Consider the following 25,843-nt stretch of genomic DNA (forward strand, 5'->3'; position numbering starts at 1 on the left):
CAGATCAAGGCCGGCGCACTGCCGGCGGCGCTAAGCTCCACGTGGACTGGCAACCGCAGGATCGGATCATGGTGGAGCAACACGCGCGCCCGGTGGATGTCGTGGTGGTGGGGGCAGGGCCGGTCGGGCTGTGCCTGGCCCGCTCGCTGGCCGGGACCGGCCTGACGGTGACGCTGATCGAGCAGCAGCCGCGTGCGGCACTGGCCGAGGCGGCGTTCGATGGCCGCGAGATCGCGCTGACCCATGCGTCCCGCGCGATCCTGGAGCGGCTGGGTCTATGGGCGCGGCTGGACCCGGCCGAGATTTCACCGCTGCGCGATGCGCAGGTGCTCAACGGCGGTTCGCCGTTCGCGCTGACCTTCGCGGCGGCACGCGACGGGCACGGGCGCGACCTGGGCTGGCTGGTGCCCAATCATCTGATCCGGCGCGCCGCATGGCAGGCGGTGCAGGACCAGCCCGGGGTCGAGGTGCTCGACCAGACCAGCGTGGCCGCCATCGACACCGGCCCCCGGCACACCTCTGTCACCCTGGCCGATGGCCGCCGCCTGCAGGCGCGGCTGGTGGTCGCCGCCGACAGCCGCTTCTCCAGTACCCGCCGCCTGCTCGGGATCGGTGCGCGCATGCGTGATTTCGGCAAGTCGATGCTGGTGTGCCGGATGCGTATCGAACAACCGCACCATCACACGGCCTGGGAATGGTTCGGCTATGGCCGCACGATGGCGTTGCTGCCGCTGAACGGCGACCTGGCCTCGGCGGTGATCACCCTGCCACCGCGGCAGATCGCGGCGCTGATGGCGCAGGACGACGACGCCCTCGGGCGTACCGTCAGTGGCTTCTTCGAGCACCGGCTCGGCCGCATGCAGCCGTGCGCGCGGCCGATCGCCTATCCGCTGGTGGGGGTCTACGCACAATCCTTCGTGGGCCCGCGCTGCGCGCTGATCGGCGATGCGGCGGTGGGCATGCACCCGGTCACCGCGCACGGCTTCAACCTCGGCCTGCTCAGCCAGGACCGGCTGGCCGCGGTGATCGCTCCCGCCGCCCAGCGGGGCGGCGACATCGCCGCGCCGGCGGGCCTGGCCGGTTATGAGCGGGGCCATCGGCTGGCGTCGCGGCCGCTGTACGAGGCCACCAATGCCATCGCCACGCTGTACACCGACGACCGCCTGCCGGCCCGCGCGCTGCGCAGTGCCGGCCTGCGCCTGGCCCAGGGCGTGGCCCCCTTCCGGCAGCTGATCGCCGCCCAGCTGACGCGCGCCTCCTGAGCGGGGCGGCAGCCGCGGGGCGGCGGTGGCTCAGGGGGCGTCGCTGTCGGCGATGATGTGGATGGTGGTGTCGCCGAACCGGACCTGTTGGCCTGCGCGGATCTTGCAGGCCTTGCGCAGTTCAACTTCCCCATCGACGAGGACCTGGCCGTCGCCGATGACGGTTTTGGCCTCCCCGCCGCTGGTGACCAGGTCGGCCAGCTTGAGCAGCTGCTTGAGCTCGACGTAGTCGCGGTCCAGTTCGAATTCGAGGGTCTGCATGAAGCGGGTATCCTGGAAAGGGGCGCGGACGGTGGCCCGGGCCGGGGGAGGGCGCGTATTGTGCGCCAGCGCGGGGCCTGAGCGGGATTCAGGCGGAAATCTGTACGCGTGGTTCAGGAACGATGCGGTATCATCGCGCCCTGAGCGAGTGAATTCTCCTCCGACCGAGCAGCGCCAGGGCACGCGATAAGAAAGGGCGCCCAAAGCGCGGACCATCCCCTTTTTTTATCGCATTGCCCGAAAAATGGCAGTGCCTTCGGAGTTTCCCATGTCCCAAGAATCCCCCGCGCCGCTGCTGTTCGCAGACCTCGGCCTGTCCGATGCTGTGATGAAGGCCGTGGCCACCGTCGGCTATGAAACGCCGTCGCCGATCCAGGCCGCCACCATTCCGGCCATGCTGGAAGGTCGCGACGTGCTGGGTCAGGCCCAGACCGGTACCGGCAAGACCGCCGCCTTCGCGCTGCCGGTCCTGTCCAACCTCGACTTCAACCAGGCCAAGCCGCAGGTGCTGGTGCTGGCGCCGACCCGCGAACTGGCCATCCAGGTTGCCGAGGCCTTCCAGACCTATTCCTCGGCGATGCCGGGCTTCCGCGTGCTGCCGGTCTACGGCGGCCAGCCCTACGGCCAGCAGCTGTCGGCCCTGCGCCGTGGCGTGCACGTGGTGGTGGGTACCCCGGGCCGCGTGATCGATCACCTCGATCGCGGCACTCTGGACCTGTCCGAGCTGAAGACGCTTGTCCTGGACGAAGCCGATGAAATGCTGCGCATGGGCTTCATCGACGACGTCGAAGCCGTGCTCAAGAAGCTGCCGGAGACCCGCCAGGTCGCCCTGTTCTCGGCCACCATGCCGCCGCAGATCCGTCGCATCGCGCAGACCTACCTGAAGAACCCCGCCGAAGTCACCATCGCGGCCAAGACCACGACCTCGGCCAACATCCGCCAGCGCTACTGGTGGGTGAGCGGCATGCACAAGCTGGATGCGCTGACCCGCATCCTGGAAGTGGAACCGTTCGACGCGATGATCATCTTCTCGCGCACCAAGGCGGCCACCGAAGAACTTGCCGAGAAGCTGCAGGCCCGCGGCCTGGCGGCTGCCGCCATCAACGGTGACATGCAGCAGGCCCAGCGTGAGCGCACCATCGGCCAGCTCAAGGAAGGCAAGCTGGACATTCTGGTCGCCACCGACGTGGCCGCGCGCGGCCTGGACGTGGAACGCATCAGCCACGTGCTGAACTACGACATTCCTTACGACACCGAAAGCTACGTGCACCGCATCGGCCGTACCGGCCGTGCCGGCCGCACCGGCGACGCGATCCTGTTCGCCACCCCGCGCGAGAAGGGCATGCTGCGGGCGATCGAGCGCGCCACGCGCCAGCCGATCGAGGAAATGCAGCTGCCGAGCGTGGACGCGGTCAACGATACCCGCGTGGCCAAGTTCATGAGCCGCATCAGCGAGGCGCTGGAAGGCGGCGGCGTCGACTTCTACCGCGAGCTGCTGCAGCGCTACGAGGCCGAGAACAATGTGCCGGCGATCGAGATCGCCGCTGCGCTGGCCAAGCTGCTGCAGGGCGATTCGCCGTTCCTGCTGACCCCGCCGGTGCGGGGTGCGCGTGAAGAACGGGCGCCTCGCGAACGCAACGACCGCAATGATCGTGGCGATCGCCCGGCGCGCTTCGAGCCGCGTTTCGAGCGTGGTCCGCGCCGTGAAGACGACCGCGGTCCGCGTCCGCCGCGTGCCGAAGGCGACTTCGGCGGCAACGAGGGTGGCTTCGAGCGCGCCCCGCGCCGTGAGATCGCCCCGCGCGGTGCGCCGGAGCAGGGCATGGAGACCTTCCGAATCGAAGTGGGCCATGTGCACGGCGTCAAGCCGGGCAACATCGTCGGCGCGATCGCCAACGAAGCCGGCCTGGAAAGCCGCTTCATCGGCCGCATCGACATCCACGACGACTTCTCGGTGCTGGACCTGCCCGCCGAGATGCCGAGCGACCTGCTCACCCACCTGAAGAAGGTGTGGGTGTCCGGCCAGCAGCTTCAGATGCGCAAGGTGGAGCCGGGTGAAGACCTGACCCCGTCGCCGCGTCCCCCGTTCAAGCCGAAGTTCGGCCGCGGCGGCAAGCCGGGTGGCCCGGGCGGCCACCGTGGTCCGGGTGGTCCGGGCGGCAACGACCGTCCGCCGCGCCGGGACGGCTTCAAGCCGCGCGGCCCGCGCAGCTTCTGATCGCCCCGGGCGATCCCTGCAACGCCAGCCTCCGGGCTGGCGTTGTCGTTTCCGGGGAGTCACGCCGGGTTTCGCGCCGTCTCAACATGCTTGGTCCTAGCCTCGGCAATGGGCCGCGCAACGGAATCGGTCCCCACACAACGAAAGCGTCCAGGGGAATCGACGATGCTTGGAAGTGGCAGGGGCGGGGGCGTCAGGGAAGTACCGTATCCAACGCGGGGCCTCATCCTGCGTTTCGCGTTGCTGACCGGCATGGCGATCGGTCTGGTCGGCATTTCGGCCCTGATCCAGGAGCTGCAGGCCGCTTCGACGGCGTGGATCGTCGGCCAGAGCCACTGGTCGCGGGCGCAGCAGCACGCGACCCTGGCACTGTCGCGTTACCTGGCCACCGCCGATCCGGACGATCTGGCCGACGCGCGCGCGGCGCTGGCGGTGCCTCTGGGCGACCTGCAGGCGCGGCACGCGCTGGAAGCGCCGGACGCCGACCTGGCGCGGGCGCGCCGGGGCTTCCTGGCCGGCGACAATGCGCCCGGTGACGTCAATCGGCTGATTGTCTCGTTCCGCTATCTCGGGCGCCTGGGCTACTTCCGCGATGCGGTCCGCCAGTGGCGCACGACCGATGCCGACCTGTTGCACCTGCAGGCGCTGGCCGACCAGGCGCAGGCGCTGCACGGCAGTGGGGGCATGACGCCGGCGCTGCACGACGCCCTGCAGGCGCGGCTGCAGGGGCTCGATGTCAGTCTGCGCACCAAGGCCCAGGCTTTCTCGGCGTCGCTGCTGCGTACGTCGGGCATCGTTCGCATGACGACCCTGGTGGTGGGCGGGCTGTCGGTGCTGATGATCACCGTGGTCGCGGTGATGCTGGCGCGCCGGGTGCGCAACGATCTGATCGAGCAGGAAAGCCGCTTCCGCGCCGCGTTCTACCAGGCCACCGTCGGCATGCTCAAGCTGGACATGGGCGGGCGCGTGGTCGAAGCCAACCAGGCAATGGCCGACATCCTCGAGTACCGCCGCGATGCCCTGCTGCACCTGTCGCTGCAGGAGCTGCTGGTGGAGGGCGAACTGGTGGTTGACGGCACCGGCGCAATTGACTGGATGCGCCAGCTGCGGCCGGCCGAACTGCGCTTCCGGCGCGCCGATGGTGGCCTGCTGTGGGGGCGCTGGAGCGGCACGGTGGTGCATACCCGCGGGCGGGAGCCGGCCGCCTTCGCGATTGTCGAAGACGTGTCGCAGAACCATGCGCTGGCGCGCGAGGTGGAGCACCACGCCAGCCACGACCCGTTGACCGGTCTGGTGAACCGGCGCGAGATCGAGCGCCTGATCGAACTGGCGCTGCTCGACGTCCGCGATCGCGGCGGCATGCACGCGCTGTGCTACCTGGACCTGGATTACTTCAAGCTGGTCAACGATGGCCTCGGTCATGCCGCCGGCGACCAGCTGCTGCGCACGTTCGCCGACCACCTGGTGGGCGCGGTCCGCGAAGGCGACTGGGTCGGGCGGCTGGGCGGCGACGAGTTCGCGGTGTTTCTGGCCAATGCCAGCCAGGAAGAAGCCAAGCGCGTGCTGCAGCGGGTGATCCGCACCCTGGGACAGGTCAGTTTCCAGCACGGCGAGGGGGCGCCGAAGGTGAGCTGCAGCATCGGCGTGGTCGAGATCACCGCCGAAGCGCAGGACGTCAACTGGCTCATGAGCGCGGCCGACAGCGCCTGCTACGCGGCCAAAGAAGCCGGGCGCAACCGCGTGCACTGCTTCAATGAAAGCCGCATGGCGCTGGACGAGCGCCGGCTGGAAGCCGAGCGGTTGTCCAGCGTGGCCAGCGCGATTTCCGAGAACCGCATGCTGCTGTACGCCCAGCGCATCGAGCGGGTTGGCGATCCGGGCTTCCTGCATTACGAGGTGCTGGTGCGCATGCGCAGCCCCGAAGGCGCCCTGCAGGGCCCGGGCGAATTCATGAGTGCGGTCGAGCGCTACGGCATGGCGATGGCGCTGGACCGGCACGTGCTGGGGCTGCTGTTCCGCCACCTGCAGGTCTGCCCGGCACATGTGAAGCTGCTCGGCCTGTGCAACGTCAACGTGTCCGCGCAATCCATCGCCGAGCCGAGTTTTCTGGCGTTCGTGACCGATCTGCTGGAGCGCAATCGCGGCCTGGCCACCAAGCTGTGCTTCGAGATCACCGAGACCGCCGCGGTCAGCAATCTGGCGCAGGCGCGGAGCTTCATCGACGCGGTCAAGGCGCGCGGCTGCCGGATGGCGCTGGACGATTTCGGTTCCGGGCTGTCCTCGTTCGGCTACCTGCGGCAGTTGCCGGCGGACATGCTCAAGATCGACGGCATGTTCGTGCGTGACATGGAGTCCGACCCGATCAACCGCGCGGCCGTGCGCGCCATCACCGAAGTGGGGCGCGAGCTGCACATGACGGTGGTGGCCGAATGGGTGGAATCGGCCGATGTGGCCCGTCAACTGGCCGACCTGGGCGTGCAGGGCCTGCAGGGCTACGCGATCGAACGGCCGATTCCACTGGAGCGGATGACCCAGCAGGGGCTGTGGGCAATCCACCCGGGGGCGGCGTCCGACGGCGCGCACGGCCCGGCGTGACGCCCGCTGCGGCGGTGCCCGGGTGTGCGGACCGGGTCATCACCGCCGTGGCGGCGGTTCTTGCGATAATCCGCGCCAGGGGCGATGCACGGTGTGTGCGTTGGCGTGAAGCACGGGCAGGACGTTGTTGTGACAGGCAGGCACGGCTGGTGCGGGGAACAGGCGGTAGCGGCGTTGCTGCTGGTGGTGCTGATGCTGTGCGCCTGGCCCACCCGGGCCGATGCGCCGCGGGCCGGCGTGGACTATCTGCTGCTGGGTCAGGCCACGTCCGAGCCGACCCCGCAGCGGGCGTGTGCACCGGGGGTGCTGGCGCGCCACCAGGACGTGCTGTCGATTGCCGCACCCGCGCAGGGCTGGTCCGGTGAGCCGCAGGCGGTGGACGTCTTCGGTGTGCTGTCGGGCGAGGTGCGCATCAGCCACGGCCAACGCCAGGTCTGCGGCAGCATGCATGACGCCCGCACCCGCGATTCGCGCTTCCGTGCCGGCGTCGGCATGGTGGTGGTGCCCAAGGCCGGCGACCGCGAGCCGATCGTGGTGTCCTGGGCCCGGCCGCTGAAGGCGCGCTGGGTGCCGACCCTGCAGCTGGGTGCGCCCAGCCCGGTGCAGCAGAACGACACCGCGCGCCTGCTGGTGCGTGCGGCGTGCATTGCCGTGGCGATCGCCCTGGCACTGTCGGCGCTGATGGGGTTTGCCACCACGCGCGATCGCCTGTTCCTCCTTTACGTCGTGGTCTGCCTGGTGTTCGTGCTGTGGCAGGCCGTGCTCGGCGGGCTGAGCGGCTACCCCGAGCCGTGGCTGCCGGTGCATGACCGCGCCTCCTGGTGGCTGGTGGGGTTGACCGCCTTCTCCGAAGCGCTGCTGCTGCCGATTCTGTGGCGCCTCAATGGCGGCGACCGGCGCTGGCCGCGGTCGCGCGCCTGGCAGCACGCGGTGCTGTGGGGACTGGTCGCAGTGGGCTGCAGCGTGCCCTGGCTGGGCATGCCCGCGCTGGAAACGCTGGCAGCCGCGCTGGAGACGGTGTACCTGCTTGGCTGCGTGCTGTGCCTGGGCGTGGGCGTCTGGGCACTGTGGCGCGGCGATGCGCAGGCGCTGGCCGGCCTGGGCGCGCTGCTGCCGTGGTGGATCCTGATCGTGGCCGAAGCGGTCGGTGCGCGCTGGCTCATCGCCTACCGGATCGAAGCGCTGCAGGTGGCCACGACCTGGTTCCTGATGATGGCGGCCTTCGCGCTCAACCTGCGCCTGGGCCGGCTGCGGCAGCAGCGCGACGAGATGCGCCAGCTGGCCGACACCGACATGCTGACCGGCCTGCCCAACCGCCGGGCCGGGCTGCGCCTGCTGTCACAGTACCTGGAGCAGGCGCGCGTGCAGCCCCAGGCGCTGGCGATCGGCTTCCTGGACACCGACCTGTTCAAAGACATCAACGACCAGCACGGGCATGAAGTGGGCGACCAGGTGCTGGTGGCCGTGGCGCGCGCGCTGCGGACCTCGGTGCGCAACCACGCCGACGTGATCCGGATGGGGGGCGAGGAGTTCCTGGTCCTGCTGCCGGGTGCCGGCCGTGCCGCCGCCGCGGCGCGGCTCGAAGACCTTCGGCTGAAGGTGGCCGCGGTCACCCCGGGGCTCGGCATCCCCGGCCTGAACGTGTCGGCCAGCATCGGTCTGGCGGTGCTGCGTGCCGACAGCGACGACCTGGCCGGCCTGCTGCGCCGTGCCGACCACGCCATGTACTGCGCAAAGCGCGCCGGGCGCAACCAGGTGTTCGACGCCGAGGCGCTGGCCGGACAACCCGATCCGCAGGCGGCGTGAGCCCGATTGCAGGCAAACCCGCAGCCGGGACCGGCTTTGCCGGATAATGGGCGGATGACCATCCGACTCAACAAGTACATCGCCGACACCGGCTTCTGTTCCCGGCGCGAAGCCGACCGCCTGCTCGGCGAGCGCCGCGTCACCGTCAACGGCATCCCCGCCGGCACCGGCGCGGTGGTCGGGGAGGGCGACCAGGTGCTGGTCGACGGCCAGCCGCTTCGCACCCGCGAGGCGAAGAAGCCCGGCGGCCGTCGCCACGTCTATATCGTCCTGAACAAGCCGGTGGGCATCACCTGCACCACCGAAAGCGCGGTCAAGGGCAACATCGTGGACTTCGTCGGCCACGAACAGCGCATCTTCCCGATCGGCCGCCTGGACAAGGATTCCGAAGGCCTGATCCTGATGACCAGCAACGGCGACATCGTCAACCAGATCCTGCGCGCCGAGAACAACCACCAGAAGGAGTATCTGGTGGCGGTCAACAAACCGGTCACCGACGAGTTCCTGCGTGGCATGGCGCGCGGCGTGCGCATCCACGACCAGACCACGCTGCCGTGCCGTGCCAGCCGCATCGCGAAGTTCGGCTTCCGCATCGTGCTGCAGCAGGGCCTGAACCGGCAGATCCGCCTGATGGCCGCCGCGTTCGGCTACCGCGTCACCCAGCTGCGCCGTGTGCGCATCGACAACGTCAAGATCGGCGCGCTCAAGCCGGGCCAGTGGCGCAACCTCACCGACGCCGAACTGCGCGGGCTGTTGCCCAAGCAGTTGGATTGGTGAGGGTCCGCTGACGCCGGCACCGGCGTTGATTGGCTAGACTGCGACCGACTCGCCGGGAGCCGACACATGATCAAACCGTCCAGACCGGACAATGAAGAACAGCGCCTGCAGGCGCTGTTGCGCTATCAAGTGCTGGATACCCCGGCCGAACGTTCCTTCGATGACCTGGTCACCATCGCCACCGCGCTCTGCGGCACGCGCATGGGCGCGGTCACGCTGGTGGACCGCGACCGCCAGTGGTTCAAGGCGCGGCGGGCGCTGGATGTGCCGCAGACCACCCGCGAGATCTCCTTCTGCGGCCACGCCATCCTGCAGCCGGACCAGGTGATGGTGGTGGAGGACGCCCGCGAAGACCCGCGCTTCTTCGACAACCCGATAGTGGTCGACGACCCGCACATCCGCTTCTATGCCGGAGCACCGCTGCTCAGCTTCGAAGGCCTGCCGTTGGGCACGCTGTGCGTGTTCGATGCCGCGCCCGGGCAGTTGTCGCCCGAACGTCTACAGGCACTGTCGGCGTTGTCGCGGCAGGTATCGCTGGTGATGGAACTGCGCCGCTATGCACACGAAATCCAGCAGCACATGAGCGAACGGGCGTGGTATGAGCAACGTCTGTCCGAGTACAACGCGCTGCTGGAACGGCAGAACGCCGACCTTGCCGAGCAGAGCCGCACCGATGCGTTGACCGGCCTGCCCAACCGGCGCGCGATGGGCGCGTTCCTCGATGCGGCGCTGCACGATGCCAACGGAGCACCGCGCGCGGTGTCGGTGGCGCTGCTGGATATCGATCACTTCAAGAACGTCAACGACCTGTACGGCCATGCCAGCGGCGACCACGTACTGGCCGAACTGGGGCGCCTGCTGCGCGCCACCTTCGCCGGCGGTGGCATGGCCGCGCGCCACGGCGGTGAGGAGTTCGTGGTGGTGATGCCCGATACGCCATTGAGCGTGGCCGAAATGCAGTGCGAGTTCCTGCGCGTGGCGGCGGCCGATCTGCCGCTGGGCATACCGCTGACGGTCAGCATCGGCGTGGCCGCCCATCGAGAGGGCGACACGGCGGAACAGACGCTGGCGCGTGCCGATGCCGCGCTGTACCGTGCCAAGCGCGAAGGCCGCAATCGCGTCGTGCCTGCCGAATAAGGATGTTCATGAACGTTGTTTCCGTGGTTTCGCTGCTGGCCGTTGCCCTGGCCACGGCGCTGCCCGCGCATGCCGCCACGCCGGTGTACCGCCAGTTCCAGGACTGGGTGGTGGCCTGCGACAACGTCGCGCGCTGCGTTGTCTCCGGCGCTGCCGAAGCGTTGGATGGGCGCATCACCGTGCAGCGGGATGCCGGCCCGCAGGGCGCCATTGACGTGACCGTGGTGCTGCCCACGCGCGGTGGCAATGCGCCGCTGCGGCTCGACGGCAAGGCCGTGGCGCTGACCGCACCGGGCTGGGCGCGCACGCAGGACGGCGCGGAGTGGGTGGTGCGCCGTACGCGCGGCCTTGCCGACGCACAGGCCTTCGTCGATGCAGTGCGCAATGGGCAGTCGCTGCGCTTCGGTGCCGGCGAGCGCGACGCGATACCGCTGGGCGGGCTGAGCGCCGCGCTGCTGCTGGTCGATGAGACCCAGGGTCGCCTCGGCGGCACCACCGCGCTGCTGCGACGAGGTGCCGCGGCGGCCAGCACGGTGCCGGCCGCGGCGCCGTTGCCGCAGGTGGCGCTGGCGCCGCCGCCCCGGGCCGTCCTCGACGCGGCCACCCAGGCCCGCCTGATCGCCCAGGTGCGGCGCGGCCAGGCGGCCCTGATACAGCGTGAAGACTGCAGCCAGCACGGCGGTGACGACGCCTTCGATGAAGCGGCCGCGTTGGACGATACCCGCGCGCTGGTGCTGATCGAGTGCCTGCGTGGCGCCTACCAGAGCTCCAGCCTGGTGTTCCAGGTGCCGGTAGCCGATCCGTCGCGCGCCACCCGTGTGACGCCGACCCTGCCGTTCACGCTGCCGGGTGTGCGCGCGCGACTGGACATGGTCACATCGGCGGCGTTCGAGGACGGCGTGCTTACCCATTCCGGCCGTGGTCGCGGCATGGGCGATTGCGGCAGCGGCGCGCGTTGGGGCTGGACCGGTACCACCTTTGCACTGCTCGCCTACGAGCACATGGGGGCCTGCCGCGGCGACGATGCGGCCGAATGGCCGGCGCTGTGGCGCACCGCCAACGCCCCCTGACGGCATCGGCCCGGTCGCAGGCGCTGCGACCGGGCCCTTCCACACTGCGCGCTCTCCCTCCTGTCAGGACGCGCCATGCTGCAGACCCTCGCCATCTCGCACTACCGCTCGCTGCATGCGCTGGTGGTGCCGATGCAGCGCCTGACGCTGGTGACCGGCGACAACGGCAGCGGCAAGTCCAGCCTGTACCGTGCGCTGCGCCTGCTGGCCGAAACCGCGCAGGGCGGGGTGGCGGCCGCGCTGGCCCGGGAAGGGGGGCTTGGCTCGGCGCTGTGGGCCGGTCCGGAAGAGATCGACCGGCGCATGCGTACCGGGGAGGTGCCGGTGCAGGGCACCGCGCGCCGCCATCCGGTGTCGCTGAAGCTGGGTTTTTCGGCCGAGGCGTTCGGGTATGCGATCGATCTCGGTCTGCCGGTCCCGGGCCTGTCGATGTTCGACCGGGAACCCCGGATCAAGACCGAGTGCATCTGGGCTGGCCCGTTCCTGCGCAGCGCCAACGCCCTGGTCGAACGGCGTGGCGCGCGGGTGCGTCGCCGCGCCGGGCGTGGCTGGGACCTGCTGGAGGAACCGCTGTCGGCGTTCGACAGTCTGTTCACCCAACTGGCCGATCCGCAGCGCATGCCCGAGGTGATGCAGTTGCGCGACTACATCCGGTGCTGGCGCTTCCATGACCATTTCCGCACCGACATGGCTGCGCCGGCGCGGCTGCCGTGCCTGGCGATCCGTACCCCGGTGCTGGCCAATGATGGCCATGATCTCGCTGCCGCCTGGCAGACCATCGTGGAGGTCGGCGATGTCGCCGGGCTGACCGGCGCGGTGGACGATGCCTTCCCGGGCGCACAGGTGCGGATCGACGCGTACGACGGACGCCTGTCGCTGACGTTCCAGCAACCCGGCCTGCTGCGCCCGTTGGCCGCCACTGAACTGTCCGACGGCACGCTGCGCTACCTGCTGCTGATCGCCGCGCTGTACACACCGCGCCCGCCACCGCTGCTGGTGCTCAACGAACCGGAAACCAGCCTGCACCCGGATCTGCTCCCCGCGCTGGCACGCCTGATCATCGCCGCCAGCGTGCGCAGCCAGGTCTGGGTGGTATCGCACGCGAGCCGTCTGATTGCCGCGTTGCAGGAAGCGCCCGCCTGCCATGCGATCCGGCTGCACAAGGAAATGAGCCAGACGCGCGTGCTGGGCCAGGGGCTGCTGGATGCACCGGCCTGGTACTGGCCGGCGCGGTAATCGCCGCGGCGATCAGTCGGCGATGTTGCGGGCTTCGGCCGTGCCCAGGAGCTCCGGATGCTGGACCGGCTTGCGGCGGTTCAGCAGCGGATGCAGGAACACGGCGCCGACGATGATCGCCACGCCAGCGTAGAACAGCGGTGTGAGTTCGCGCTGTTCGCTGAGCAGCACCATCGCCAGCAGGATCGCGTAGACCGGCTCCAGATTGGTCACCAACTGCACGGTATAGGCGCTGAGATGGCGCAGCGCCACCAGCGCCAGCGCGAACGGCAGCAGCGTGCACAGGCCGGCCAGGGCCAGCAGCAGCAGACCGTCGTGCAGGTTGGGGACCACCCACAACGGGCTGGCCAGCGCCGGCAGCAGGAACGGCAGCAGCGGCGCCAGCAGCGTCAGCGTCAGCGTGCCGGCGCCCAGCTCCAGGGCGGTGACCGTCAGCGGATCGGCATGGCTGACCAGACGCTTGTTGAGGGACCCGAACACCGCCACCAGCAAGGCCGACAATGCACCGATCAGCACGCCCAGGCGCATGCCGTGGGGCACGCCGCCGACCACCAGCGCCACGCCGGGCAGTACGGCAATACCGAACGCCAGTTCGCGCAGCTGGAAGGGACGTCTGGCCACCCAGGGCTCGATCACGGCAGTGAACACCGGGGCGAGCGCGATGCAGGTCGCCGCGACCGAGGCATTGGCCAGTTTCACCGCGCCGTAGAAGGTCAACCAATGCAGCGCGACCAGCGCGCCGACGCCGCAGTAGCCGGCAAACAGGGCCGGCGAGAGCTGGCGCAGGCCGCGCCAGACACGCGGGAGCAGCGCGAGCATGGCCACCACCAGCAGCATGCGCCACCACACCAGCGGCAGGGCGGGCAGGGTGATCAGCTTGCCGAGGATGGCGGTGACGCCCCACAACAGCACGCAGAAGTGGATTTGCAGCAGCGCTTTGCGGGTGTCGGTCATCGGCATCCGCATATTGTGCGGGAAGCGCGCGGTCATCGCGATCCTGCTGCAGCACCCCGTCGCCGCATGGCATCCTGCGCCAATGGAGACGCCCCACGCCTTGCTCCCCGTTCCGGCCCCGACCGGGGCCGCGCGCGCCTGGGCCGCGCTCACCGGTCTGGTCGCCGTCGCAGCGCTGGCCCTGCAGTACGGCCTGCTGCTGCAGACCGTTGGTGCCGAGGCCGGGAGTGGCCAGGCCACCCTGCGGCTGCTGGGCTACTTCACCATCCTCAGCAACATCGGGGTGGCGGCGGTGTGCCTGGCGCGGCTGCGTGGCAGCCGGAGCGGCCTGGCCGCGCCTGCCCCCAGCGCCGCGGTGGCGCTGTACATCGGCATCACCGGGCTGGTGTACGCGCTGGTGCTGCGCCCGCTCTGGCAACCGCAGGGCTGGCAGTGGTGGGCCGACATCGGCCTGCATACCGCCGTGCCGGTGCTGTACCTGCTGGGCTGGCTGGCCGGGCCGCATGTCGGCCTGCGCTGGCGCCAGCTGGGCGGCGCCCTGGTGTTCCCGGCGGTGTACCTGGGCTGGGCCCTGCTGGTCGGCCGCTGGAGTGGCCACTATCCCTATCCGTTCCTGGACCTGGGCCTGCTGGGTGGGGCCACGGTCGCGCGCAACGCGGCGGTGGTGGCAGCGGCGTTCATTGCCGTGGGGGCGCTGCTGTGGCGGTTGGATGCCCGCCTGGCACACCGCGCTCAGGGGGCGCCGACCCGCCGCAGCTGATCGCGCAGCGCCATCGCCGCGCCGGGATTGCGCTGTTTGGCCGCGCCGATGAACACCACATACACGTCGCGGGAGACAGCCGGCGGTGCATCGGCAACCACATGCGGCAGGTCGGGGTTGTCCTCGCCGCGCGCCCAGCGCATCGCGCGCAGGCACCACTGTTCCAGCGCACGTTCGGGGTAGCCGGCGCGCAGGTTGCCGCGCGCATGCATCAGCCGTGCATAGATGAAGTCGGCGGTGGGGTCGGCGAAGCTGGGATAGTCGGCCGAGCCGCTGTACACCAGGGCGGTGCCGTGCGCACGTGCGGTTGCGATCAGGGCCGGCGTCCACGCCGCCGGATTGCGCACCTCCAGCGCATGCTGCAGGCGAACGCCGCCGGCCTCGCGCGGAAGGCGCTGCAGGAACGCGTCGAACGCCTCCGCGTCGGCCGGATGGCTGTCGCCGAACTGCCAGACCAGCGGGCCCAGCCGGTCGCCCAACGCGGCGATGCCCTCGACGAAGGCATCCACGCGCGCGCCGACCGTGCCCAGGTCGTGGGTCTGGGTAATGGTGCGCGGTGCCTTGGCCGAAAACCGGAAGCCGGCCGGGGTCTGCTCACGCCACTGGGCGTACACCGCCGGCTTCTGTGCGCGGTAGAAGGTGCTGTTGATTTCGATGCATCCGAGTGCGCAGCTGGCATGCGCCAGTTCATCGCGCTGGGGCAGCCCGGGCGGATAGAACATGCCGCCGCGCCAGGCCGGAAACACCCAGCCGCCGATGCCGGTACGGATACGACCGGGCGGTGCGCTCATGCGCCGCCTGCGTGGGCCTGCCAGGGATCGTAACTGCCGAACCACCACAGGTAGCCTTCGGGATCGCGGCAGGCGTAGCCACGACCACCGTAGTCCTGGTCGGCGATCGCGATCACCACCTCGGCCCCGGCGGCAACCGCGCGCGCATGGTGCGCATCGGGGTCGGCCACGATCACGCAGGCGCTCTGGGTCTGGCGGCCGCCGACCTCGTCCGGCTGCACGCTGTGGCGTCCCCATGCGCTGCCGTTGTCCACCGAGCCCAGCATGATCATGCCGTGGCCGTAGACCAGCTGCGCGTGGTGGACGGTGTCGCCATCGGCATACACCGCCTGCGGTTCGAAGCCGAACGCGCGCTGCAGCCAGGCGATCGCCGCCCGGGCGTCGCGGTAGCGCAGGCACGGAATGATGGTGGAGACGGTGTTGGCTGGCGCGGTCATGCAGGCTCTCCGGGGCGGGCCGCCTTCTGGCACAGGCGAGCGTGAAGGGGGCCGCGTTACCATCGTGCGAAACCGGCGACGGGCATCCTGTGGATCTCAACGCCCCCGCGACATGCAACTGGAGACACTGATTGAACACATCCTGGATCGGAGGCGTCGTGCTGCTGGCGTGCGCACCCCTGGCATCGGCGGCCGTGCCGGCCGAACTGCAGCGGCTGGACGCCACGGTCGAGCGCGTCCGCAGTGAATTCGATGTACCCGGCATCGCGGTGGCGGTGGTGAAGGACGGCAAGGTCGTCCTCGAACGTGGTTACGGTGTGCGCGAGCTGGGCAAGCCCGCGCCGGTGCAGGCCGACACGCTGTTCGCGATCGCATCCAACACCAAGGCCTTCACCGCTACCTCGCTGAACCTGCTCGCCGAGCAGGGCAGACTGAAAATGGACGACCGGGTGATCGACCACCTGCCCGGTTTCCGCATGTCCGATCCGTACGTGACCGGCGAGATGCGCATCCGCGACCTGCTCTCGCACCGCAGCGGGCTGAGCCTCGGCGCCGGCGACCTGCTGTTCTGGCCGACCACTACCTACACCAACCAGGAGGTGGTGCAGCGCCTGGCCAAGGTGCCGCTGAAGGCCGGATTCCGCGACCGCTACGCGTACGACAACATTCTCTACGCTGTGGCCCAGCAGGTGATCGAGCAGGTGTCCGGGCAGTCCTACGCGGACTTCCTGCAGCAGCACATTTTCACGCCGGTCGGCATGACCGGCACGCGCTACAACGCCGACCACCTGCAGCCGGGCGACAACGCGGCCGTGGGACACGCCAAATACGACTTCACCGCGCTGCGCACGGTTGCGCCGCTGACCTGGTCCAACAACGCCGGTGCCGGCGGCATCTACTCCAGCGTGCACGACATGGCGCGCTGGATGAATGTGCAGTTGGCCCACGGCGCGCTGGAGAACGGCACCGCGCTGTTCAGCGCCAAGACCCAGAACGCGATGTGGCAGATGATCACCCCGCAGGTGGTGCCCGAGCCGAGCGTGCCGGAGCTGGCCGCGGCACGCCCGAACTTCGCCGGATACGGCGAAGGCTGGAGCCTGAGCGACTATCGGGGCCAGAAACTGGTGTGGCACACCGGCGGCTGGCCGGGCATGGTCTCGCGCGTGACCCTGGTGCCCGAACAGAACCTGGGCATCGTCGTGCTGACCAACCAGGAAGTCGGTGCGGCCTTCAACGCGATCACGATGGATGTGCTGGACGCCTACCTCGCGGCACCGACGACCGACTGGGTCGGCGCGTACGCGGCCGCGGTGGCCAAGGCGCAGGACAAGGCCGACGAGGGGTGGGCCCGGCACCAGGCCGCGCGCGATGCGAAGTCCCGCCCGTCACTGCCGCTGGCCGGCTACGCCGGTGGCTACCGCGATCCGTGGTACGGCGATGTGTTCGTGGAGCAGAAGGCCGGTACGCTGCGCCTGCGCTTCGGCAGGACCGCGCAGCTGGTTGGCACGATGGAGCCGTGGCAGCACGACACCTTCCTGGTGCGCTGGGACGACCGTTCACTGAATGCCGATGCATTCATCACTTTCAGCCTGGACCCGGACGGCAAGGTCCGCGAGGCGCGCATGCAGGCGGTGTCGTCGCTGACCGATTTCAGTTTCGATTTCCAGGACCTGCTGCTGACGCCGATCGCCAACGACGCGAAGGGCTGAACCGCGCGTCCCGCGTGTGGCGCGGGTGAAAACAAAACGCAGGCCGCGGTGGGATAATCGCGGCCTGCTTCTTTTTGTGGGAAATGGAATGTTCCGCTGGTTCGAGTCGCTGATTCCGGTGTTCCCGCCGATCGATGGCCGCATGCCACCGCGCAAGGTGCTGCCGTTCTACGTCCACTACCTGCGGCCGGTATGGCCGGTACTGCTGGCCACGCTGATCGCCGGGCTGCTGCTGGCGCTGGTGGAAGTGGCCATGTTCGACTTCCTCGGCCGCATCGTGGACATGGTGGGCGAGCAGCCCGATCCCGGCTTCTTTGCCGCGCACGCCGACACGCTGCTGTGGATGGCCGGCATCACCCTGATCGCCCGCCCGATCCTGGTCGGCCTGCACAACCTGCTGGTCAACCAGGCGATCGTGCCGGGGCTGAGCAACCGCTCGCGCTGGCTGATGCACAACTACGTGGTGCGGCAGAGCCTGAGTTTCTTCCAGAACGATTTCGCCGGCAGCATGGCCAACCGGGTGATGCAGACCGGCACGTCGCTGCGCGAATCGGCGGTGCAGATGGTCGACTCGCTCTGGTACATCGTGGTCTACACCGGTACCGCGCTGTATCTGTTCGCGCAGGCCGACTGGCGGCTGATGATTCCGCTGGTACTGTGGCTGGCCGCCTATGTGGCGATCATGTGGTACTTCGTGCCGCGCGCGAAGGAGCGCGCGTGGATCGCCTCTGAAGCGCGTTCCAAGGCGATGGGCCGTATCGTCGACGGCTACACCAACATCCCCACGCTCAAGCTGTTCGCCCACGGCGGCCGCGAGCAGGCATACGTGGCCGAGGCGATCGATGAGCTGGCGGTCAAGCACCGTCGCCAGACCCGGATCACCACGTCGATGGACCTGACCATCGCCATCGTCAACGGCTTCCTTATCGCCGGGACCTGTGGGCTGGCGTTGTGGCTCTGGAACGGCGGGCACATCACCGTGGGCGCGATCACGCTGGCGACAGGGCTGGTGATCCGCATCCACAACATGTCCGGCTGGATCATGTGGACCATCAACGGCATCTTCGAGGATATCGGGACGGTGCAGGATGGCATCACCACCATCGCCCAGCCGCTGACCGTGCAGGATCGTCCCGACGCGGTGCCGCTGGAGGTACGCGAAGGCGGGGTGCATTTCGACGACATCCATTTCCATTACGGCAAGACCGGCGGCGTGATCGCCGGTCTCGACCTGGTGGTGGCACCGGGCGAGAGGATCGGTCTGGTAGGCCCGTCCGGCGCGGGCAAGTCGACGCTGGTCAATGTGCTGCTGCGGCTGTACGACCTGGAAAGCGGACACATCCGGATCGATGGCCAGGACATCGCCGGGGTGACCCAGGAGAGCCTGCGCCGGCAGATCGGCGTGGTGACCCAGGACACGTCGCTGCTGCACCGTTCGATCCGCGACAACCTGCTGTACGGACGACCGGACGCGACCGAGGCGCAGCTGCGTGCGGCGGTGTCCAAGGCGCGCGCCGCCAGCTTCATCGAGACGCTGCGCGACGGCGAGGGCCGCACCGGCTACGACGCCCACGTGGGCGAGCGCGGGGTCAAACTGTCCGGCGGCCAGCGCCAGCGCATCGCGATCGCGCGGGTGCTGCTCAAGGACGCGCCGATCCTGGTGCTGGACGAGGCGACCTCCGCGCTGGATTCGGAAGTGGAGGCGGCCATCCAGGACAACCTGGACGAGCTGATGGCGGGCAAGACGGTGATCGCGATCGCCCACCGGCTGTCCACCATCGCGCGCATGGACCGACTGGTGGTGATGGACCAGGGCCGGATCGTGGAGACCGGCACGCACGCCGAACTGGTCGCCGCCGGTGGCCTGTACGCACGGCTGTGGGCCCGCCAGACCGGTGGGTTCGTCGCGGCGGACGCGTGATCCTGATCCTGGTGAAGAAGAGGCATGAAGCCAGTGCTGGCTGCCCTGGTTCCCGGCGGGTGGCCGGCGGAGATGGGCATGCGGGACACGCCGTGAATACGTCCATGTAGGCTCGTAGAAAACATCCATGTTTTCTACGGTCCCGCATACCCATCTCCGCCAGCCACTGACAGTGGCCCGGTGCGTCATCGACAGGCGAACAGCATCGGCACTCGTTGCAGGCCGCGCACACGTGAACCTATCGGAGGAGGGCCGTCAGTCCTGTCCGGGACCGTAGAAAACAGGGATGTTTTCTACGAGCCCCCAGGGATGGGTTCACGGCGTGTCCCGGATAGGGCTGACGGCCCTCCTCACACAGGACAAGCGAGGCGCTGCTCTGTGCTTCACAGAAGAAAACCGCAAACACAAACGGCCCGGTTCGCACCGGGCCGTTTGCCTTGCGTGCCGAACAGCGTCGGCAGTCGTTGCAGTCATTGCAGGCCGCACACGTGAACCTATCGGAGGAGGGTCGTCAGCCCTGTCCGGGACCGTAGAAAACATGGATGTTTTCTACGAGCCCCCAGGGATGGGTTCACGGCGTGTCCCGGACAGGGCTGACGGCCCTCCTCACACGGGAACAGAGAAGACGCTGCTCTGCTTCACAGAAGAAAACCGCAAACACAAACGGCCCGGTTCGCACCGGGCCGTTTGGCTTGCGTGCCGACCAGCGGTCGGCACCCACAGATCACGCTGTCGACCGGTTACTCGATCGGCTGGTCCAGCATCAGCTGGCGCGCGAAGCGCACCGGCGGGGCGCCGTAGGACAGCATCTGGTCGTGGTAGGCCTTCAGGTTGAACTTGTCGCCCTGCTTCTCCTGCACCGCCTTGCGCGTGTCGAAGTGCTCCTGCGCGCCGACGAAGTAGGTCGGCAGCTGCGCCGAGGTCAACTGCGCGCGCACCCACTTGCCCGAGGCTTCGCTTTCCTGCTGGAACGCGTCGTGGGTCATCAGGTGCATGGCCTGCTCGCGGGTCCAGTTGTCCACGTGCACGCCTTGGTCCAGGATCGCGTTGGAAATGGTGCGCAGGTAGAACTTCAGCTGCACCAGATGGAACAGCGGGTCGTTGTCCAGGTAGCCCTGCTCCTGCATCATCCGCTCGGTGTACACCGCCCAGCCTTCGGCGAACAGGCCCGAACGCAGCACCGCGCGCAGGGTCGAGGGGAACTTGCCCGAGTGCCAGCCTTCCAGGTAATGGCCCGGCGTGCCTTCGTGAATGCTCAGCAGGTGGATCATGCGGCTGTTGTATTCGCGCAGGAACGAGTCCACCTGCGCGTCGCTCCAGTCGTCCGGAATCGGCGAGACCGCGTAGAACGTCTTCAGGTTCTTGTCCAGCGGACCCGGCGAATCGCAGTACGCCACCGCCACGCCGCGCTGGAACTCCGGCATCAGAATGATGTCCACCGGCGAGTCGGGCAACGTCATCAGGTCGTGTTTGCGCACGAACTCGGTGGACTGCGCCAGCGCGGCCTTGGCGTCGTCCACCACTTTGTCGCGCGCCGGCTTGTCGGCGTAGGCCAGTTCCAGCGCCGCCTCGATCGCCGCCTGCTGCTGCGCGTCGGTCGGGTTGGCCGGCAGCGCCGGCGCGCCGGCCGTATCCTTGAGCACGGTCTGCGCGATGCCGTACATGTCCTGGCGCACGCGCTTGAGCTCGGCCCGCGCGCGCTCACCGATCTCCGCGCGAGACAGCGACGAATTCAGCGCGAACTTCAGCTTCTGGTCGTACAGATCCGCGCCGATGCGGAAGTCGCCCTTGGCGTTGGGCACCAGGGTCTTGTCCAGCCAGGTCTGCTGCTCGTCCACCGCCTTCTTCAGGCCTTCGATGGCAGCCTGCAGGCGCTTCTGGTCCTCGGCCGGCAGCTCGCCCATATGCGGCACGATGAACGAATCGACGATGCTGAGGATGCCGCGGTTCTGCTTGGCGACCGTCTCGGCATGGATCTTCGGCACGCGTGCCGGGTCCAGGTTCTCACGCGCCTGGGCGAAGATCGCCGGCAGCTTTTCCATACGCGCGGTGGCGGACTTCAGCCGCTCCGGCAATGGCGCGAACTCGCGCGCCATCAGGCTGTAGATGGCACTGCCGGCCAGGCCGTTGTAGACCTGCGGGTCCCACCTGGACGACTGCAGCACCTCGGCGTTCCAGATATCCGACTGCAGCTGATTGCGCAGGATCGCCGCATCCACCTGGTTCTCGCGCGACAGCTTGCTCACGTCGATGCGGTCCAGGTCGGCGACCAGGCCCTTGTACGCGGTCAGCATCTTCTGCTGGCCAGCCGCGCTCAGATCGTCGATCTCGCTGTCGTAGCGATGGTCGCCGATCTGGGTGGCGCTGATCGGCGACAGCTGCATCCACGTATCGAGCGCGCGCTTGGACAGGTCGGCGAAGGCGGTGTCGACGGCGGCGTCACTGGCGCTGGCCGCGGCAGCCGGGGCGTCGTTGGCGGCCGGCGGAGCGTCGGCCTGCTGGCAGCCGCCGAGGGCGGCGACCAGGGCGAGGGCAAGGAGATGCTGGCGCATCGTGGATCCTGTACTGGGGACAATCCCCGAGGATAGGCCCGCCGGCGGTCTTTGTCCCCGTGCCATTGGATTACCATGATGCTTTCCGGCACCACCACACCTGCGGCACCGCCCCGTTCAGCGAGGGCATCGACCCGTGCAGCGGCCCGGCGATGGTGAAGGTGAATGCATGTTGCCTGCCCGGGGTCGACCTGGGAGGGCTCACGATCACGCGATTTGATGGAGCAAGCCAGTAATGAAACGGATGACGTGGCACCTTGCCGGTGCCCTTGCAGGGATGCTGCTGCTAACCGCGAGCGGCTGCAGCAAGACCGAGATGGCCGCCGACAGCGGTGGTGGCGCCGGCGCGGTGGCATCGCCCGAAGGCGCTGCACTGGCCTACGAGCATGATCTGGACATCCGCCTGGATGCCGCGCAGATCGGCCCGCGCGTCAAGCAGATCGCCGACGCCTGCCAGTCCGCCCGCTTCGGGGACTGCGCGGTGCTGCAGGTGGGCCAGCAGGGTGGCGAGTATCCAACCGGCTCGATCCGCGTGCGCATCGCGCCCAAGGGCGTGGAGCCGATCATCGGCCTGGCCGGGCAGGGCGGCGAGGTGTCCTCGCGCAACACCCATGCGGAGGATTTGGCGCAGCAGGTGGCCGATACAGCGCTGACCAAGGCCAGGCTGGAGAAGGAGCATGCGCGCCTGCTGGCCTATCAGGACAGCAGGACCATCACCACGGCCGATCTGCTGGTGGTGAGCCAGCGGCTGGCGGAGATCGAAGCGGGCGTCGAGCAGGCCAACAAGGATGCCGCGCAGCAGCGCCGACGGATCGACACGCAGCTGGTCACCCTGCAGTTCCATACCCCGTCAGGGCAGCGCAGCCGCAGCGAAATCGGCGAAGCGCTGCGCGAGTCCGGTGCGATTCTCACCGCCAGCGTCGCGTTCGTCATCCGCGCCGTGGCGGCGCTGCTGCCGGTGGCGGTGGTGCTGTCGGTATTCGTGTGGATCGGCCTGAAGCTGTGGCGTCGTCGTCAGCGCCGCCTGCATGCGACGCACTGAGCAGAGCGCGGCGGAGCCGGTGTGAGCCGGCTCCGCGCGCAGATCAGCCTTCGTCGCGCTCGTACTCGACGAACACGTCCAGTTCCAGCGCCAGCTCCTGCACCGCATCGCGCACGCGCTGGGCCGTGTAGTCGTTGCCGACTTCCACTTCCAGTTCGTGGATACCCGGCCCGATGTCGTCGGACAGACCCGCCGAGCTGGAATCGTCGTCATCCATGTGCGGCATCAGATCGTCGGTTTCTTCCACATGTTCGATGCCCTCGATGCTCTGCAGCAGGTCGGTGATGGCACGCGCATCGTCTTCGCTGCCGGTGATTCGAAGTCGCAACAGGGCCATGAGTTCGCCTTGGGGGAAAGGGACTTCAGCCTAGCGGCGCGATGGACAAGAAGGGGTGACGACCGGGCGCGCTAGTCCGCGTCGGCAGGCAGGCCCAGCAGTTCGTCCGGCAGCGCCGGCACCGGTGTGCGTTCGTCCAGCGCCTCGCGCCGCAGCCAGTCCATGAACGCCAGCGCGGTCGGGCTGAGCGGGCGGTGTTCGGCATGGACCACGTAGTAGGCGTAGCGCGCCTTCAGCGCCGGGCCGGGCAGTCGCACCAGTTCATAGCGCTGCAGGTACGGCTGGGCGATGTGCTTGCGCGCCAGCACCGCGCCGATGCCGTAGACCGCCGCGCGCATCGCATCGGTGCTGTCGCTGAAGGTGTGCAGCGATGGCAGGTCCAGACCGCGCACCCCGGCCGCACGGAACCAGTCACGCCAGCCCTGCGGCGACATGTCGCTGATCAGCGGCAGGCTGGCGATCTGGGCCGGCTCGCGCAGTGCCGCGACTCCGGCCAGCGCCGGCGACGCGACCGGGCACAGTTCGTCGTCCATCAGGTGGTGCGCGCGCAGGCCTGGCCACTGGCCCAGCCCGTAGCGGATGCCCAGCTCCGGTCCGTTCTCGTCGAACCGCACCAGTTCGGTGCTGGTCTGCAGTTCGATGCGCATGCGCGGGTGCTGGCGGGTGAAACGCGGCAGCCGTGGCACCAGCCAGCAGTAGGACAGCGAGCGGATGGTGGTGATGCGCAGCGGCACGGTGTCCGCCTGCGGGTGCAGGTTGCCAGCTACCGCATTGAGGTCACTCAGCGCTGCGGCCGCCGCATCGGCCAGTTGCCGACCTTCCACGGTGAGCCGCACGCCGCGTGCGTGGCGCTGGAACAGCACCGTGCCGAGCAGGTCTTCCAGTTTGCGCACGTGATGGCTCACCGCACTGGCGGTGAGATGCAGCTCCTGGGCGGCGTGGGCGAAATTCTGGTGGCGCGCGGCGACCGCGAACACCCCCAGCGCGGGCAGCAGGGCAGGCCGGAGAATCATGGTCGAGACCCAAATCAGATTTGTGGCTTGCCCGGATACTACGCGCTTGTCGGCCTGTACCGGTAGGCGGATGCTGTGCGCCTGTCCCCCGGAGTCGATCCCATGCTGCCGTCCGCCATCCTTGTCCAGCCACGTATCTGCCTGTGGTCGGGGAGCCGGCCATGAGCGGCGCACCGCTGGCCAGCGGCGTGATCGAGCGCGACTGGCGAACCCCGCTCGAACTGACCGTGCTGGGCGCGATCTGGGGCTGTTCGTTCCTGTTCATGCGTGTGGCGGTGCCGTCGTTCGGGCCCTACGCCCTGGTGGAGGTGCGGCTGCTGCTGGGTGCGCTCGTGCTGCTGCCGTTCCTCTGGCAGGCACGCGCGCGGTTTCCGGCGCGGCGCTGGCTGTGGCTGGCCCCGATCGGCCTGATCAATTCGGCGATCCCGTTCGTGCTGTTCGCCTGGGCCGCACAACGGGCGCCGGCCGCGATCGGTGCGATCTGCAATGCAATGACGGTGCTGTTCGCCGCGCTGATCGCCTTCCTGTTCTTCGGCGAGAAGATCGGCGTGCGCCGCGCGATCGCCCTGCTGGTCGGCTTCGCCGGTGTGGTGGTGCTGGCGACCGCCAAGGTGTCCGGCCTGAGCATCGGCGCGGCAGTGGTCGCTGGCGCCTTGGCCGCGCTGCTGTACGGGCTGGGCGTCAACCTGGTCAAGCGCCACATGACCGGCCTGCCGCCGGCGGCCTCGGCCGGTGCCACGCTGGGCTGCGCGGCGATCCTGCTGCTGCCGATGGCACTCACCCATTGGCCTTCCGCCCCGATTCCGGTGCTGGCCTGGGCCTGCGCGATCGCCCTCGGCGTGGTCTGCACCGGCCTGGCGTTCCTGATGTTCTATCGCCTCATCGCACGCATCGGCCCGGCGCGTGCGTCCACAGTGACCTACCTTGTACCGATGTTCGGGGCGCTGTTTGCGTGGCTGTTCCTGGGCGAGCCGGTGACCTGGGCGATGGTGGTCGCCGGCGCGTTGATCCTCGGCAGCGTGGCAGCCTCGCAGAAGCGATAGGCGACGCCGCCGTTACCGCACCGGCACCGGAATGTTGCACAGGTCGATGTGGCCGGCCGGCCGCTTGTAGAAGTCGTCCACCCGGTTGCGGCGCGCCTCGACCGTATCGGCGAACGTCTTCGAATCGGTGCGCAGCACCTGCAGCGCCGGCCGTTCCGCCGCCGGCACATCGCTGGCGCGCTGGATCGAGCGGATCGGTGTGCGCTGCGCGGCATCGGCGTAGAACCCCATCGGCGCCGGCCCGCGCGGCAGGGCGCTGAGCAGTTCCATGCCCTGCAGTACGCGGCCCACCAGCGTGATGTTGCGGTCCAGCTGACGCGGCGACTGCCCGGTCACCACGTACAGTTCCGCCCCGATGCTGCTGTCTTCCTCGTTGCTGCGGCCGGCGCCGAGCGCCCCGTAGCAGTGCGCCAGCCAGGTCTTGCCGTCCTGCGCGTCCTGACCCACCGCGAAGCCATCGACGAAACCGGTGCGGTCGGCCCAGCCGTCACGATCGGGCAGCACGGTCACCTTCAGGCCCTTGCTGTCGCGCTGGAACTCGGCCGGCAGCCTGCGCTTGGCCGACCCCAGCGGTTTCGCTTTGGCCACCTCGTCGGCATCGGCATCGCCGAACTGCACCACGAAATTGTCCTGTGCCCGGTAGATGCTCTCGCCGTCCCAGAAGTGCTCACGGGCGAGGGTCTGGATATTGGCGACATGCGCCGGCGCGAACGCCGGTGCCAGTTCGATGATGACCCGGCCGCCGTCCAGGTTCATGTACAGCAGGTTGGCCGGGTCCGGGGTGCGCCAGTCGCTGTCCGGCGAGGCCGCCAGGATCTGCTGCGGGCTGCGGTAGGGCGAGGCCGCCGACGCAAGGAAAGGCAGCGCGCAGGCCAGGGCGAAGGCGAGCAGGGCAGGACGACGTGGCGACATGGCGGACCCG

21 protein-coding genes are annotated in these 25,843 nt (G+C 69.0%); 13 read left to right on the forward strand and 8 right to left on the reverse strand.

What is annotated here, in order from left to right:
• Positions 1–68 precede the first annotated feature (68 nt).
• Positions 69–1,262: a 5-demethoxyubiquinol-8 5-hydroxylase UbiM gene (ubiM, locus tag ACPEH8_RS00880; protein WP_153164440.1), complete on the forward strand. Its 1,194-nt coding sequence runs from the start codon at positions 69–71 to the stop codon at positions 1,260–1,262.
• A gap of 30 nt (positions 1,263–1,292) precedes the next feature.
• Here ubiM and ACPEH8_RS00885 read toward each other — a convergent pair whose 3' ends face one another.
• A complete protein-coding gene (locus tag ACPEH8_RS00885) occupies positions 1,293–1,523 on the reverse strand; it encodes an RNA-binding S4 domain-containing protein (protein ID WP_136004306.1) in 231 nt (76 codons plus the stop codon).
• 268 nt (positions 1,524–1,791) lie between these two features.
• Here ACPEH8_RS00885 and ACPEH8_RS00890 point away from each other — a divergent pair, with 268 nt between their 5' ends.
• From ACPEH8_RS00890 to ACPEH8_RS00920, 7 genes are all read left to right on the forward strand, one after another.
• Positions 1,792–3,741: a DEAD/DEAH box helicase gene (locus tag ACPEH8_RS00890; RefSeq protein WP_153164439.1), complete on the forward strand. Its 1,950-nt coding sequence runs from the start codon at positions 1,792–1,794 to the stop codon at positions 3,739–3,741.
• Positions 3,742–3,993: 252 nt separating this feature from the next.
• The gene (locus tag ACPEH8_RS00895; protein WP_423665821.1) at positions 3,994–6,336 is read left to right on the forward strand and encodes a putative bifunctional diguanylate cyclase/phosphodiesterase; all 2,343 of its coding nucleotides are present in this window, start codon (positions 3,994–3,996) and stop codon (positions 6,334–6,336) included.
• 129 nt (positions 6,337–6,465) lie between these two features.
• Positions 6,466–8,142, forward strand: a complete 1,677-nt coding sequence (locus tag ACPEH8_RS00900; RefSeq protein WP_423665823.1) for a sensor domain-containing diguanylate cyclase — start codon at positions 6,466–6,468, stop codon at positions 8,140–8,142.
• A 54-nt stretch (positions 8,143–8,196) separates the two neighbouring features.
• Positions 8,197–8,919 (forward strand): pseudouridine synthase, encoded by a 723-nt coding sequence (locus tag ACPEH8_RS00905; protein ID WP_017354731.1) that lies wholly within the window; start codon positions 8,197–8,199, stop codon positions 8,917–8,919.
• 66 nt (positions 8,920–8,985) lie between these two features.
• Complete coding sequence (locus ACPEH8_RS00910) at positions 8,986–10,056, forward strand: GGDEF domain-containing protein (RefSeq protein WP_136004300.1); 1,071 nt, start codon at positions 8,986–8,988, stop codon at positions 10,054–10,056.
• Positions 10,057–10,064: 8 nt separating this feature from the next.
• Positions 10,065–11,126: a DUF1176 domain-containing protein gene (locus ACPEH8_RS00915; RefSeq protein ID WP_423665825.1), complete on the forward strand. Its 1,062-nt coding sequence runs from the start codon at positions 10,065–10,067 to the stop codon at positions 11,124–11,126.
• A 75-nt stretch (positions 11,127–11,201) separates the two neighbouring features.
• Positions 11,202–12,362, forward strand: coding sequence for an AAA family ATPase (locus ACPEH8_RS00920; protein ID WP_136004297.1), 1,161 nt, complete (start codon positions 11,202–11,204; stop codon positions 12,360–12,362).
• 12 nt (positions 12,363–12,374) lie between these two features.
• Here ACPEH8_RS00920 and ACPEH8_RS00925 read toward each other — a convergent pair whose 3' ends face one another.
• Positions 12,375–13,322: a DMT family transporter gene (locus tag ACPEH8_RS00925; protein ID WP_136004419.1), complete on the reverse strand. Its 948-nt coding sequence runs from the start codon at positions 13,320–13,322 to the stop codon at positions 12,375–12,377.
• A gap of 94 nt (positions 13,323–13,416) precedes the next feature.
• Here ACPEH8_RS00925 and ACPEH8_RS00930 point away from each other — a divergent pair, with 94 nt between their 5' ends.
• Positions 13,417–14,076: a Pr6Pr family membrane protein gene (locus ACPEH8_RS00930; protein WP_229296445.1), complete on the forward strand. Its 660-nt coding sequence runs from the start codon at positions 13,417–13,419 to the stop codon at positions 14,074–14,076.
• Here ACPEH8_RS00930 and ACPEH8_RS00935 read toward each other — a convergent pair.
• Positions 14,049–14,867, reverse strand: coding sequence for a DUF72 domain-containing protein (locus ACPEH8_RS00935; protein WP_423665827.1), 819 nt, complete (start codon positions 14,865–14,867; stop codon positions 14,049–14,051). The genes ACPEH8_RS00930 and ACPEH8_RS00935 overlap by 28 nt on opposite strands.
• On the reverse strand, positions 14,864–15,304 hold the full coding sequence (locus tag ACPEH8_RS00940; protein ID WP_136004291.1) for a VOC family protein: 441 nt from the start codon (positions 15,302–15,304) through the stop codon (positions 14,864–14,866). The genes ACPEH8_RS00935 and ACPEH8_RS00940 overlap by 4 nt, the downstream gene beginning before the upstream one ends.
• Before the next feature lie 131 nt (positions 15,305–15,435).
• On the opposite strand from ACPEH8_RS00940, the gene ACPEH8_RS00945 reads away from it, so the two are divergent.
• Together ACPEH8_RS00945 and smrA are read left to right on the forward strand one after the other, a co-directional pair.
• Positions 15,436–17,013, forward strand: a complete 1,578-nt coding sequence (locus tag ACPEH8_RS00945) for a serine hydrolase (RefSeq protein WP_153164434.1) — start codon at positions 15,436–15,438, stop codon at positions 17,011–17,013.
• An 88-nt stretch (positions 17,014–17,101) separates the two neighbouring features.
• Positions 17,102–18,934, forward strand: a complete 1,833-nt coding sequence (gene smrA / locus ACPEH8_RS00950) for a multidrug efflux ABC transporter SmrA (protein WP_136004287.1) — start codon at positions 17,102–17,104, stop codon at positions 18,932–18,934.
• 740 nt (positions 18,935–19,674) lie between these two features.
• Here smrA and ACPEH8_RS00955 read toward each other — a convergent pair.
• Positions 19,675–21,486 (reverse strand): DUF885 domain-containing protein, encoded by a 1,812-nt coding sequence (locus tag ACPEH8_RS00955; RefSeq protein WP_153164433.1) that lies wholly within the window; start codon positions 21,484–21,486, stop codon positions 19,675–19,677.
• Between the two features lie 235 nt (positions 21,487–21,721).
• On the opposite strand from ACPEH8_RS00955, the gene ACPEH8_RS00960 reads away from it, so the two are divergent.
• On the forward strand, positions 21,722–22,528 hold the full coding sequence (locus ACPEH8_RS00960; protein ID WP_423665829.1) for a DUF4349 domain-containing protein: 807 nt from the start codon (positions 21,722–21,724) through the stop codon (positions 22,526–22,528).
• Positions 22,529–22,571: 43 nt separating this feature from the next.
• On the opposite strand, the gene ACPEH8_RS00965 is transcribed toward ACPEH8_RS00960, so the two are convergent.
• Both ACPEH8_RS00965 and ACPEH8_RS00970 read right to left on the reverse strand, forming a co-directional pair.
• Positions 22,572–22,865 (reverse strand): hypothetical protein, encoded by a 294-nt coding sequence (locus ACPEH8_RS00965; protein ID WP_017355573.1) that lies wholly within the window; start codon positions 22,863–22,865, stop codon positions 22,572–22,574.
• A gap of 71 nt (positions 22,866–22,936) precedes the next feature.
• On the reverse strand, positions 22,937–23,878 hold the full coding sequence (locus ACPEH8_RS00970; RefSeq protein ID WP_262071602.1) for a LysR substrate-binding domain-containing protein: 942 nt from the start codon (positions 23,876–23,878) through the stop codon (positions 22,937–22,939).
• A gap of 161 nt (positions 23,879–24,039) precedes the next feature.
• Here ACPEH8_RS00970 and ACPEH8_RS00975 point away from each other — a divergent pair, with 161 nt between their 5' ends.
• Entirely contained in the window at positions 24,040–24,921 is an 882-nt protein-coding gene (locus ACPEH8_RS00975) for a DMT family transporter (protein ID WP_423665831.1), read from the forward strand.
• Between the two features lie 12 nt (positions 24,922–24,933).
• Here ACPEH8_RS00975 and ACPEH8_RS00980 read toward each other — a convergent pair whose 3' ends face one another.
• On the reverse strand, positions 24,934–25,833 hold the full coding sequence (locus ACPEH8_RS00980; protein WP_313218811.1) for a peptidylprolyl isomerase: 900 nt from the start codon (positions 25,831–25,833) through the stop codon (positions 24,934–24,936).
• Positions 25,834–25,843 lie beyond the last annotated feature (10 nt).

This window comes from Stenotrophomonas sp. NPDC077461 (assembly GCF_049545475.1).
Lineage (GTDB): Bacteria > Pseudomonadota > Gammaproteobacteria > Xanthomonadales > Xanthomonadaceae > Stenotrophomonas > Stenotrophomonas nematodicola.